The sequence below is a fragment of the Sinomonas flava genome (genome assembly GCF_039531875.1).
Lineage (GTDB): Bacteria > Actinomycetota > Actinomycetes > Actinomycetales > Micrococcaceae > Sinomonas > Sinomonas flava.
Genome location: NZ_BAAAQW010000005.1, coordinates 277,408 through 289,259, shown reverse-complemented (window position 1 = coordinate 289,259; position 11,852 = coordinate 277,408). Strand labels below are relative to the sequence as shown.

Sequence of the window (11,852 nt, the reverse complement as noted above, 5' to 3'; positions counted from 1 at the left end):
CCCGAGGTGCGGGGCGCCGTCGTGCGCGTGAATCGACTGCTCCAGAAATGTCGTTATGAGCTGTCAGAACGACACTTTCTCAGCAATCGATGAGGGGACCTACTTGCGGAGGCCGTCCACGACCCCGTTGAGGGTCGCCGAGGGACGCATGACCGAGGAGACCTTGGCCTCATCCGGGTGGTAGTAGCCGCCGAGGTCGACCGACGAGCCCTGAACCGCCAGGAGCTCGGAGACGATGGCCTCCTCATTCGACGCCAGGGCCTCGGCGACGGGCGCGAACGCGGCGGCGAGGTCGGCGTCGTCCGTCTGCTGCGCGAGCTCCCGCGCCCAGTACTGGGCGAGGAAGTAGTGCGAGCCGCGGTTGTCGATGGTGCCGAGCTTGCGCCCCGGGGACTTGTTCTCCTCGAGGAACGTGCCCGTTGCACGGTCGAGCGTGTCCGCGAGGACCTTAGCCGCAGGCACACCCGCCTGCTCGGCGTAGAGCTCGAAGGACGGCACGAGCGCGAAGAACTCGCCGAGGCTGTCCCAGCGGAGGTAGTCCTCCTTGACGAGCTGCTGGACGTGCTTCGGGGCGGAGCCGCCGGCACCCGTCTCGAAGAGGCCGCCGCCTGCGATGAGCGGGACGATCGAGAGCATCTTGGCGCTCGTGCCCAGCTCGAGGATCGGGAAGAGGTCCGTGAGGTAGTCGCGGAGCACGTTGCCGGTCACCGAGATGGTGTCCTCCCCCTTGCGGAGGCGGTCGAGCGTGTAGGCGGTGGCCTCGGCGGGCGCGAGAATCTCGATCGTGAGGCCCTCGGTGTCGTGCTCGCCGAGGTACTCGCGCACCTTGGCGATGAGGTTGCGGTCATGGGCGCGCTCCTCGTCGAGCCAGAAGACGGCCGGGGAGCCGGTGGCGCGGGCGCGGTTCACGGCGAGCTTGACCCAGTCGCGGATCGGCACGTCCTTGGTCTGGCAGGCGCGCCAGATGTCGCCCGCCTTGACAGCGTGCTCGAGGAGGACGTCGCCGGCGGCATTGACCAGCTGGACGGTTCCGGCGGCAGGGATCTCGAAGGTCTTGTCGTGGCTGCCGTACTCTTCGGCCGCCTGGGCCATGAGGCCCACGTTCGGCACCGTGCCCATGGTGGTGGGGTCGAGGGCGCCGTGCTCGCGGCAGTCGTCGATCACGGTCTGGTAGACGCCCGCGTACGAGGAGTCCGGCAGGACGGCGAGCGTGTCGTGCTCCTTGCCGTCCGGGCCCCACATGTGGCCGCCGATTCGGATCATGGCCGGCATGGAGGCGTCCACGATGACGTCGGAGGGCACGTGGAGGTTGGTGATGCCCTTGTCCGAGTCGACCATCGCGAGGGCCGGTCCGTCCGAGAGGCACTTCTGGATCGCGCTCTTGACGCCCTCGCGGACGTCCTCGGGGAGGTCGTCGAGGCCGTTGAGGATCGAGGCGAGGCCGTTGTTGGGGCTCAGGCCGGCGGCGGCGAGCTGCTTGCCGTAGGTGTCGAAGAGCTCGGCGAAGTACGCCTTGACGACGTGGCCGAAGATGATCGGGTCCGAGACCTTCATCATCGTGGCCTTGAGGTGCGCCGAGAACAGGACGCCCTCCTCCTGGGCCCGGGTGACCTGGGCCGCGAGGAAGGTGTCAAGGGCAGCGGAGTCCATGAACGTGCCGTCGACGACCTCGCCCGCGAGGACCTTGATGCCCTTCTTGAGCTCCTTGACGGTGCCGTCCTCGAGCACGAGCTGGATGGTCAGCGAGTCGTCGGCAGGCAGCACGACGGACTTCTCGTTGGCGCGGAAGTCGCTCTCGCCCATCGTGGCGACGTTGGTCTTCGAATCAGCGGTCCAGGCACCCATGGAGTGCGGGTTCTTGCGCGCATAGTTCTTGACCGAGAGGGGGGCACGGCGGTCCGAGTTGCCCTCGCGGAGCACGGGGTTCACTGCGGAGCCCTTGATCCTGTCGTAGCGCGAACGGATGTCCGTCTCCTCGTCCGAGGAGGGGTTGTCAGGGTAGTCCGGGAGGGCATAGCCCTGCGACTGGAGCTCGGCGACGGCGGCCTTGAGCTGCGGGACGGAGGCGCTGATGTTCGGGAGCTTGATGATGTTTGCCTCCGGCGTCTTCGCCAGGGCACCCAGTTCCGCAAGCGCGTCCGACGTGCGCTGCTCCTCCGTCAGGTAATCACCGAACGCTGCGATGATGCGCCCCGCGAGGGAGATGTCGCGGGTCTCGATGTCGATCCCAGCCGTCGAGGCGAATGCCTGCACGATGGGCAGGAACGAGTGGGTCGCGAGCATCGGCGCTTCGTCGGTATGCGTATAGATGATGGTGGCCATGGGTGGGCGCCTCCCTGTGGAGCTGCTTGTGCGGGATCTTCTTCCAGATCAACGGGTCCAATCTACCCGAGCCTTCCTCGCGTGGCAGACTGAGTCGTTTTACACTGTGTGACGTTCAGGTGGTACGCGCACCGGGGCCCTGCCCCCGGTCACTAGCTGGGGGCAGCACACATGACATCCGAGGCGTCGATGCCTTCAGGCAGCCACAGGGAGATCCACGAGGACCCGGAGGACTCGGCCGGGTCCGGCACACTCGTGCTCCGATCATGGCGGGAGCCGGACGGGCGGCTGCGAGTGCGGCTGCTGAGCGCCTCCGGCGCGGAGGCGCCTGCGAGCGTCCTCGTCACCGACAGTCCTGACTCGGTCCTCCACGCGGTCGAGGGCTGGCTGAAGGAGCAGGCGGGGGAGGATTCTTCCGACGCGCGCCGCGCCGCCGGCGCCTGAGCCCGATAGCGGGAGCCGAATAGCTGGTCCTTGAAGGAATTTGTCAATTGCACACCCGTTATTGACAGGCTCGTGACCGCGTCATCATCCTGATCGTACGCAGCAGCCGGGCTCGCGTTTGAACACTGCATCTCGCCGATCTTCGAGGGCGTCCTTGTCCTGCTGCCTGAAGTATCACGGTATGACGAGGGGATCAGTGCGGTGGTATGGCGAGTCCGTTTACTCGGATGCTGGCAACTCAAACGCGATGGAGAGACCGTTCAGGTGGGGCTCCGGCAGCAGCGGCTGATCGCGGCCCTCGCTCTGCTGGGCGAACGCCCACGGCAGTTCCTCTCCGGCCTGCTCTGGCCCGACAGCTCTGAGGCGCAGGCCAGCGGCAACCTCAGGGCGGCCCTGTTCAAGATCAGCCACCAGCTGCCCGGCCTGCTCGACGACAGGACCGAACCGGTGGGCCTCAGCGGCTCGGTCACCGTGGACCTGCACGAGTTCCGCTCGCACCTGGCAGGGGCCGGTGCGGCAGGGCCAGCCGACGTCCCGCCGGACTTCACCGACGTGCTCCGCTCCGCCGAGCTCCTGCCAGGTTGGTACGACGACTGGGTCCTCTTCGAGCAGGAGCGGCTGCGCGAGCAGCGGGTCCTCGTCCTGGAGTCCCTCTCCCGCCGGCATCTGCTGGACGAGGACACCGAACGCGCGCTCGACGCCGCCCGGTCGGCCGCCGCCATCGAGCCCCTGCGCGAATCCGCGCAGCGCCTGCTCATCGAGGTCCAGCTCCGGGCCGGCAACGCGGCCGGGGCCCGGCGCACCTTCATCGACTTCGAGGCCCGCCTCTGGGAGGAGCTCGGCGTCGAACCCTCCGATGGCCTCAGGAACCTCCTCGGACCGGTCGCGATGGCGACCGTCCGGAAGATCGCCACGACCGAACCGGCCGAACCCAGCCGTTCGCGGGCAGCACGCCTCGACCCGCGCCCTCGCCCCCGCCTCTCACCCATCGCCATGCGCCCCGCCTAGCGCACGACGGCGCCCCCTCACCCCCCTGCCTCCCGACGCTCTCGCGCCGGGTCGGTCCGCCCTGCCCTGTTCCGCATCCGGAGAGAAACGAGTACCCGTGAAGAAGCTGAAGTCTCTGTCAACGGCCGCCGCCGCTGCGCTCACCATCACCGGGCTCCTCGCCTTCCCCGTGGCGCCCGCGTCCGCAGCCCCTGGCCAGGGCAATGCTTGGGGGAAGTATCTCAACGTGGCATCACGGGCGTTCGCCAACCCAGCCCACAAGGTCGCCGTCGACTCCGCCGCGGTGTGGGGTCCGCTGAAATCGTCGGACGACTCGCCAGCCTCGGCCACCGCGAGCGCTCAGGCCAACTGCTCCGGCTGCTCGGCCCAGGCAACCACCCTTCAGGTCCTCTCCTCGGCTCAGGCCGCCAACATCTGGGCCAACAACACCGCGACGGCCTACACAACGGGCAACTGGGCGTCGTCGACCGCGGTCTCGGTGCAGGTCGTCACGGCCACAGGGTCAAACGTGATCATCGCCAACAACCGTGCCGTGTCAATTAACGAGGGCTGCACCGGGTGCACCTCGACGACCGCGGCGTTCCAGTACATCATCGTGGGCGGCAAGGCGCAGGACCTCTCAGACACAGCCAGGAGCATTGTGCGGCAGATCGAGCAGCAGCTGAGCTTCAGCTTCCAGAGCGACTCATGGCGCCCCGAGAGTGAGCGATCGGCGCGCGCCCATGCCTCGGCGAATGACGCTGCCGAGCGGGCACGTGCCGTCATCGCGGCCGATACGGGAGGTTCCGTGGAAGCCCGCATCAACGTCGACGCGGAGGACTGAGAGCTTCTCGCGCGTTCCCCGGGCCTCCTTCGGCTGACAGCGGGAGGGGGCCTCTTCCGTGGTACCCGGCAGTGAAGCGGCCGGGGTTCCCATGCAGCGCCGATAACGCCCTGATAACGGGCGGATAACTGGCCTCCCGATTGACTGGTGCCATCGATTGGATCAGCAATCGACTTGAATAATCCGCAACGCATCAGGAGTGATTGCAATGACCAAGTTGTCCATCGCCGACCTCGCAACTGAGACCGTAGAGCTGCTCCCGAGCCGCGACACGATGGTCCTCAACGTCCTCAGCGCCAACATCGCGGGCGTGGTGGCCGCGAACACGGCAGCTGCGCTCAACGTCGGCACGGCTCTCTCGGCAGCCACCGCCGTGGCGGGCCAGTCCATCAACGTCGTCCAGCTCTAGCGCCCACTGCGCCTCACGGGGGTGGCCGCCGCATCGCGGCCATCCCCGGAAGCACATCCGACAGGCCTAAGCCGTACGCAGACAGGAGCAGGACATGACGCAGGAACTCGCAGCACACCCCACGCGCTGGCAGCGCGCGGCTGGTCTCGAGCTCCTGGGCCTCGTCTCCGGAACCGGGCTCAATCGCAGCAGCTACCTGGTGCGCCGCGCGGACGGCCAAGTCGTCCAACTCACCGAGCTCCTTCACAGGATCCTCAACGAGGCGGAGCGACCGCTTCCCCCCGCGGAGCTGGCCCAGCGGGTAAGCAGCAGCTATGGACGCGAACTCGACGTCGACGGTCTCACCCTGCTGGCCGAGTCGAAGCTTGAGCCGCTCGGCTTGCTGAAGCATCCGGGCACGGACGTTTCGGCTCCGGCCCCGACCGCAGCCCCTCTTCTGGCCCTCAGCGCGAAGACGACGATCGTGCCGCGCGGTGCGGTGGAACGCCTGTCTGGGCTCCTGAGGGTTCTCTTCTGGCCACCCGTCGTCATTGCCGCGTGCTTAGCACTCGTGGCACTCGACATCCAGCTCTTCGTCGTTGCCGATGCCGCCACCGCACTCACCGCCGTACTCATGACGCCCCAGATGATGCTGGCCCTCGTCGTCCTCATGACTGTGGGAGCTCTCGTCCATGAAGTCGGCCACGCAACGGCCTGCCGCTACGGCGGCGCAACCCCAGGCGTGATCGGCGTCGGACTCTACCTCGTCTTCCCCGCGTTCTACACGGATGTCACCGACTCGTACCGCCTCGATCGTGCGGGGCGCCTCCGCACCGACCTCGGCGGCCTCTACTTCCACCTGTGGTGGGTGTTGTCGGCTGGAGCGGGCTATCTGCTCACGGGGAGCCCCTTGCTGCTCGTGCTCGTCATCGTGACCCAGCTGCAGATGGTGCAGCAGCTGCCGCCGGCTGTTCGCCTCGACGGCTACTTCGTCCTTGCGGACCTCGCTGGCGTCCCTGACCTCTTCTCGCGGGTTGTCCCTGTCCTCAGGAGTCTCGTCCCGGGACGCTCGCCGGACCCGCGCGTTCTCGAACTCCGCCCCATCTCCCGATGGATCGTGACGTCGTGGGTCCTCATCATCATCCCGTTTCTGGCATTTGTGCTCGCGTGGGTGGCGATAAGCCTCCCCTTCATCATCAGCCAGGCCATCGGCGCAGCAGCGGTCCATGCGCAGACTCTCGCCGTCGCCGTCGCCCTCGCACAGCCTCTGGAAGCCACCATGGCCCTCTTGGGGATCCTGCTTCTGGCAATGCCGACTGTAGGGGCGGTCCTGGTCCTCTCGAGGGTTGCCCTCTCAATCGGGCAGTGGACGGTGGGCCGTCTCCGGGTCAGACCGCCGCACCCGCTCCCCCGACATGCAGCCCCGTCCCGCCGGCTAAGGATCGGACGCCACAGCTAGACAGGCGGACTTCATACGATCGCTCTCACTCGTTGAGAGATCCGACCCTCACGGTCGAAAGGAGGTGAATACCATGCAGAAGATCACCACAGCTGACCTCGCCGCCGAGGACATCGAGCTGCTTCCGAGCCGCGACACGATGCTTGCCAACCTCGGAAGCCTGAACTGGGCACTGGTGGGTGCGACCAACACCGCACTGGCCGCCAATGTTCTGACCATTGGCTCCGTCGCGACCGCTGGCGCTGTCCAGAGCATCAACGTCATTCAGGGCTGAACCAGCACCTGACCTGCCCGGCGTCATTCGCCTCCCCTTGCGTCTGACGCCGGGCACCCTTACCACTAGGAGCACAGTATGTCAGTTCGAGAATGTGTGGACATCACCGAGGAGCACGCCGAACTCCTCCCGGCCCGCGACACCATGTTGACCTTCAACGTCAGTCCGACGATCAACGTCGCTCCTGTCATCGGAGTCAATATGGCGTTCGCCATCAACGCCGCAACGATCGGTTCAACTGCCGCGGCCACCGCGCTCCAGGGGTTCGGCGTCTCTGTTGGCTGACCCGGCTCTGGCCAGGAGCCGGCCCCCCGCGGGATCAGACCCCCGCGCGGCGCCCAGGACTGGCCCCGAGACGCGCTGAGGGAGGTCGGGGATATCCCCGACCTCCCTCAGTCTTCCCCTCGTGTCAGTGGAAGAAGTGCCGGGAGCCCGTGAAGTACATCGTGATGCCGGCGGCCTTCGCCGCCTCGATGACCTCTTGGTCGCGCACCGAACCGCCGGGCTGGACCACCGCGGACACGCCGGCGTCGATGAGGATCTGCAGCCCGTCGGCGAACGGGAAGAACGCGTCCGACGCCGCAACCGCACCGCGGGTGCGCTCCGGAGCCGAGCCGGCGCCGCCGGTTCCCTGGGCGCCGCCGGCCGAGTCGACGTCGGACGCCACCTCGACCCCGAGGGTGTTGGCGCGCTCGACGGCGAGGCGGCACGAGTCGACGCGGTTGACCTGGCCCATGCCGATGCCCACCGAGGCGCCGTCCTTGGCGACGAGGATCGCGTTGGACTTCGCCGCCCGGGATGCCTTCCAGGCGAACGCGAGGTCCGCGAGCGTGGCCTCGTCGGCGGACTCGCCGGCGGCGAGCGTCCAGTTGGCGGGGTCGTCGCCCTCGGCCGCGAAGGTGTCCGAGACCTGGATGAGCACGCCGCCCGAGATCTGCTTGATCTCGGTCGCGTACCGGCCGTAGCCCTCCGGCAGGGCCAGGAGGCGGATGTTCTTCTTCTTCGAGAGGATCTCGACGGCCTCCGGCTCGAAGTCCGGGGCGATGACGACCTCGGTGAAGATCCCGGCCACGGTCTCCGCCATGCCCTTGGTCACCGTGCGGTTCGCCGCGATGACCCCGCCGAACGCGGAGACGGGGTCGCAGGCGTGGGCCTTGCGGTGGGCGTCGGCGATCGGGTCCTCGGCACCGGGCGTGGCCACGGCGATGCCGCACGGGTTGGCGTGCTTGATGATCGCGACGGCGGGCTCGTCGAAGTCGAACGCGGCGCGCACGGCGGCGTCGGCGTCGACGTAGTTGTTGTAGCTCATCGCCTTGCCGTGAAGCTGATCTGCCTGCGCGATCCCGGCCGGAGCCGCCTTGTCCACGTACAGCGCGGCCTGCTGGTGCGGGTTCTCGCCGTAGCGGAGCACCTCGGAGCGCTCGAGGGCCAGACCCGCGTACGCCGGCCAGTCGACCACCCCGTCGCCGTCCTCGTCGAGGAACTGGCTGGCCGTCCACGTCGCCACCGCGGTGTCATACGCGGCCGTGTGGGCGAACGCCCTGGCTGCGAGCCGCTGGCGGGTCTTGAGGTCGAACCCGCCGGCCTTGGCCGCAGCGACGACGTCGCCGTAGGCTGCCGGGTCGACGACGATCGCGACGGCGGCGTGGTTCTTCGCGGCCGAGCGCACCATCGCCGGGCCGCCGATGTCGATCTGCTCGACGACGTCGTCCAGCGCGGCGCCCGACCGGACCGTCTCGACGAACGGGTAGAGGTTCACGACCACGAGGTCGAAAGCCTCGATCTGCATGTCCTCGAGGGTCTTCATGTGCTCGGGCACGCGGCGGTCGGCGAGGATGCCGCCGTGCACGCGCGGATGAAGCGTCTTCACGCGCCCGTCGAGCATCTCCGGGGAACCGGTGACCTCCTCGACCTCCTGCACCGGGACGCCGGCGCCAGCGATCCGCTTCGCCGTCGAACCGGTCGAGACGATCCGAACGCCGGCCTCGTGCAGCCCCTTCGCAAGGTCCTCGAGGCCCGTCTTGTCGTAGACCGAGATCAGGGCTCGGCGGATGGGAACACGGTCCAGCTGGATCACAGGCACTCGTCTTTCTCGAAACGGGGCGGGGAGGGGTCCCGGCCATTCTATCGACCGCCCGGGCGGCGGGCCCCGCCCCCTGCACGCCGCCCCAGCATGTTTCCCGCCGGGGCGGAAGGGGCATGTCTCAGTGGCCGGCACGATACCGCGCGAGGAAGGCGCCCCCACATGCGAGCCATGGTCTACCGCGGACCGTACAAGATGCGGGTCGAGGAGAAGGACATCCCGGCCATCGAGCACCCGAACGACGCGCTCGTCAGGGTGGACCTCGCCGCGATCTGCGGCCTCCGGGCGTTCCGCGGCGCCTGATCGCCGTCGTATTGTCCAATCACCAGCGTCCACCGAAGCCACCAGAGAAGGACCATCATGGGATTCAGCCTCAGCCGCTCCGTCCTCCGCCTCGCCACGGGCGCGTTCATCCTCAACCAGGGCCTGTCCAAGCTCCGGCTCGACCGCGACAGCGCCACCGGCCTCCGGGACATGACCGCCAATGCCTTCCCGCAGGCCCAGCAGCTTGCTCCGGAGACGTTCGGCAAGGCCGTGGCCGCCGCCGAGATCGGGCTCGGCGCCGCCCTCCTGGCCCCGTTCGTCCCGACCCGGCTCGCGGCGCTCGGCCTCACTGCGTTCTCGGGCGGCCTCCTGGCCGTGTACGCCAAGACGCCCGGGATGACGGAGTCCGACGGCGTCCGGCCCACTCAGGCGGGCCTCACCATGGCCAAGGACGTCTGGCTCGCCGCCATCGGCGTCGCCCTCCTCGTCAGCCGCCGCCCGAGGAAGCCCCTCAAGACGGCCAAGGCCAAGGTGCGCAAGATCACCAAGTAGCGGTGCCCCCGCCCGTCTCGGGTACGCCAGATTCACCGCCCCGCCGTCTCGGGTACGCACGACGTCGGCGACGCGGCCCGCGCGGCCCGGCCGCCCGCCGTCGTGCGTACCCGAGAGCGCCAGAGGCGGATTTTGGCGCACCCGAGAGCGCCCAAGGCGCGTTTTGGTGTACCCGAGACCGAGGGGAGGGGCGGGGCTAGGCTTGGCTCCATGAGCACCTCCACCGCGCTGCCCACCGGGGACACCGTCGTGCAGAACCTTCCTTGGCGCTGGGGGGTGCAGGGGAAGATCTTCCTGATCGGTGGGCTGGGCTTCATGTTCGACGCCTGGGACGTGACGCTCAACGGCGTCCTGATCCCGCTGCTCTCCGCCCACTGGAGCCTCGAACCGGCCCAGGCGGCGTGGATCGGCACCGCGAACCTCATCGGGATGGCCGTCGGCGCCTTCGCGTGGGGCACGATCGCCGACACGGTCGGCCGCAAGGTGGCGTTCACCGCGACCCTGCTCATCTTCTCCGTCTTCACGGTGGCCGGCGCCCTGAGCCCGGACATCGTGTGGTTCTGCGTCTTCCGGTTCCTCGCCGGCTTCGGCCTCGGCGGCTGCGTCCCGGTGGACTACGCGCTCGTGGGCGAGTTCACGCCGCGGAGGCAGCGCGGACGCGTCCTGACCGCCATGGACGGCTGGTGGCCGGTCGGGGCCGCCCTGTGCGGCTTCGTGTCCGCCTGGCTCGTAGGGGTGTTCGCGGACTGGCGGCTGCCGCTGCTCGTCATGGTCCTGCCCGCCCTGCTCGTGTTCTGGATCCGCCGGGGCGTGCCCGAGTCGCCGCTGTTCCTCATCCGCAAGGGCCGCAGTGCGGAGGCTCGGGCCGTGATCGACGGGCTCGTCGAGCGCACGGGCGCCGAGTCCGCCGAGTACCGCCTCCCCGAGCCCCACGACGTCCCGCGACTCTCGCCCGGCTCGTGGGCAGAGCAGCTGGCCAGGGTGTGGCGCTTCAACTGGAGGGTCACGGGTGTGGCCTGGGCGCTCTTCTTCAGCATCCTGCTGGTCTACTACCTCGCCCTCACCTGGATGCCGCGCATCCTCATCGGGGCTGGCTTCGCCGAGTACCGGGCCTTCCTCACGACTGCGGGCATGGCCGCCGTCGGCCTGCTCGGCGTCGTGGTCGCCGCGCTCATCGTCGAACGCGTGGGGCGCAAGTGGATCCTCGCGGTCACCGGGCCGCTCTCGGCACTGACCCTCGTGGTCGTAGCGTGGGTCGTCGACGTTCCAGCCGCGGCCATCGGCTGGCTCCTCGCGTTCGGCTTCGTGGTCCAGGTGGCGATTCCGGTGCTGTACGCCTACGTGTCCGAGCTCTACCCCACGGAGCTGCGCGGCTCCGGCTTCGGCTGGGCCTCGACGTTCTCCCGCATCGGGGCCGGCATCGGCCCGCTCGTGTTCGCGGCCTGGTTCTGGCCGACCCTCGGCTTGGCTGCCTCCTTCGCGCTCACGGGCGGCCTCGTGGTGCTCGCAATCCTGTGGATGGCAGTGTCCGCGCCCGAGACCCGGCAGCGCTCGCTCTCCTGAGCTTGCGGCGGCCTGGCGGCTGGCAGGCCGGGCAGCGCACGGTGTTTGGGCCGCACGGCGTCGGGTAGCCGAAAGGATGACGGTCCGGAGAGAGGCCGCAGGCACAGGGCGACCGCCTGACAGGCGCCGCCCACTGCCGAAGTACAGCGCCAACCCTCAAGGAGAAACGCATGTCCACAGTGCAGGAATCCATCGACGTCGCCGTCCCCGTGTCCACCGCGTACAACCAGTGGACCCAGTTCGAGAGCTTCCCCGAGTTCATGGGCGGGGTCGAGTCGGTCGTCCAGCGGGACGACACCCACCTCCACTGGACCACCAAGGTGGCAGGTCAGACGCGCGAGTTCGACACGGAGATCACCGAGCAGCACCCCGACGAGCGGATCGCGTGGAAGACCACCGAAGGCGTCAACCACGCCGGCGTCGTCACGTTCCACCGGCTCAACGACACCGAATCCCGGGTCTCGGTTCAGTTCCAGTGGGATCCGGACTCGGCCACCGAGAAGCTCGGCGCTGCGTTCGGCGCCGACGACGCCCAGGTGAAGAAGGACCTCAAGCGGTTCAAGGAGTTCGTCGAGTCTCACGGCGCAACCGGTGCCTGGCGAGGCGACGTGGACTCACGTCCCCAGACCGGCGACGCGTTCTGACGCCTGTCTGATCCAGCTCACGCAGCGC

12 protein-coding genes and 1 pseudogene are annotated in these 11,852 nt (G+C 68.6%); 11 read left to right on the top strand and 2 right to left on the bottom strand.

Annotated features, from left to right (window positions below):
* Nucleotides 1–99: 99 nt before the first annotated feature.
* Nucleotides 100–2,322, bottom strand: a complete 2,223-nt coding sequence (locus tag ABD298_RS09815) for an NADP-dependent isocitrate dehydrogenase (protein ID WP_344299509.1) — start codon at nucleotides 2,320–2,322, stop codon at nucleotides 100–102.
* A 189-nt stretch (nucleotides 2,323–2,511) separates the two neighbouring features.
* On the opposite strand from ABD298_RS09815, the gene ABD298_RS09810 reads away from it, so the two are divergent.
* The 7 genes from ABD298_RS09810 (at nucleotide 2,512) to ABD298_RS09780 (ending at nucleotide 7,003) form a co-directional block, all read left to right on the top strand.
* Nucleotides 2,512–2,766, top strand: coding sequence for a hypothetical protein (locus ABD298_RS09810; protein WP_344299508.1), 255 nt, complete (start codon nucleotides 2,512–2,514; stop codon nucleotides 2,764–2,766).
* Between the two features lie 264 nt (nucleotides 2,767–3,030).
* The gene (locus ABD298_RS09805) at nucleotides 3,031–3,774 is read left to right on the top strand and encodes an AfsR/SARP family transcriptional regulator (RefSeq protein ID WP_344299507.1); all 744 of its coding nucleotides are present in this window, start codon (nucleotides 3,031–3,033) and stop codon (nucleotides 3,772–3,774) included.
* Nucleotides 3,775–3,871: 97 nt separating this feature from the next.
* A complete protein-coding gene (locus tag ABD298_RS09800; RefSeq protein ID WP_344299506.1) occupies nucleotides 3,872–4,597 on the top strand; it encodes a hypothetical protein in 726 nt (241 codons plus the stop codon).
* Between the two features lie 208 nt (nucleotides 4,598–4,805).
* The gene (locus ABD298_RS09795) at nucleotides 4,806–5,006 is read left to right on the top strand and encodes a hypothetical protein (protein ID WP_344299505.1); all 201 of its coding nucleotides are present in this window, start codon (nucleotides 4,806–4,808) and stop codon (nucleotides 5,004–5,006) included.
* Nucleotides 5,007–5,100: 94 nt separating this feature from the next.
* Nucleotides 5,101–6,444, top strand: coding sequence for a hypothetical protein (locus ABD298_RS09790; RefSeq protein WP_344299504.1), 1,344 nt, complete (start codon nucleotides 5,101–5,103; stop codon nucleotides 6,442–6,444).
* A gap of 73 nt (nucleotides 6,445–6,517) precedes the next feature.
* A complete protein-coding gene (locus ABD298_RS09785) occupies nucleotides 6,518–6,718 on the top strand; it encodes a hypothetical protein (RefSeq protein ID WP_344299503.1) in 201 nt (66 codons plus the stop codon).
* A gap of 96 nt (nucleotides 6,719–6,814) precedes the next feature.
* On the top strand, nucleotides 6,815–7,003 hold the full coding sequence (locus tag ABD298_RS09780; RefSeq protein ID WP_344299502.1) for a hypothetical protein: 189 nt from the start codon (nucleotides 6,815–6,817) through the stop codon (nucleotides 7,001–7,003).
* Nucleotides 7,004–7,127: 124 nt separating this feature from the next.
* On the opposite strand, the gene purH is transcribed toward ABD298_RS09780, so the two are convergent.
* On the bottom strand, nucleotides 7,128–8,801 hold the full coding sequence (gene purH / locus ABD298_RS09775) for a bifunctional phosphoribosylaminoimidazolecarboxamide formyltransferase/IMP cyclohydrolase (protein ID WP_344299501.1): 1,674 nt from the start codon (nucleotides 8,799–8,801) through the stop codon (nucleotides 7,128–7,130).
* Nucleotides 8,802–8,963: 162 nt separating this feature from the next.
* Between purH and ABD298_RS09770 the strand changes: the two are divergent.
* The 4 genes and pseudogenes from ABD298_RS09770 to ABD298_RS09755 form a co-directional block, all read left to right on the top strand.
* Nucleotides 8,964–9,080: pseudogene (locus ABD298_RS09770) on the top strand (glutathione-dependent formaldehyde dehydrogenase); the annotation flags it as partial.
* Nucleotides 9,081–9,161: 81 nt separating this feature from the next.
* Complete coding sequence (locus ABD298_RS09765) at nucleotides 9,162–9,617, top strand: DoxX family protein (protein ID WP_344299499.1); 456 nt, start codon at nucleotides 9,162–9,164, stop codon at nucleotides 9,615–9,617.
* Between the two features lie 210 nt (nucleotides 9,618–9,827).
* The gene (locus tag ABD298_RS09760) at nucleotides 9,828–11,180 is read left to right on the top strand and encodes an MFS transporter (RefSeq protein WP_344299498.1); all 1,353 of its coding nucleotides are present in this window, start codon (nucleotides 9,828–9,830) and stop codon (nucleotides 11,178–11,180) included.
* 170 nt (nucleotides 11,181–11,350) lie between these two features.
* Nucleotides 11,351–11,824: an SRPBCC family protein gene (locus ABD298_RS09755; RefSeq protein ID WP_344299497.1), complete on the top strand. Its 474-nt coding sequence runs from the start codon at nucleotides 11,351–11,353 to the stop codon at nucleotides 11,822–11,824.
* Nucleotides 11,825–11,852 lie beyond the last annotated feature (28 nt).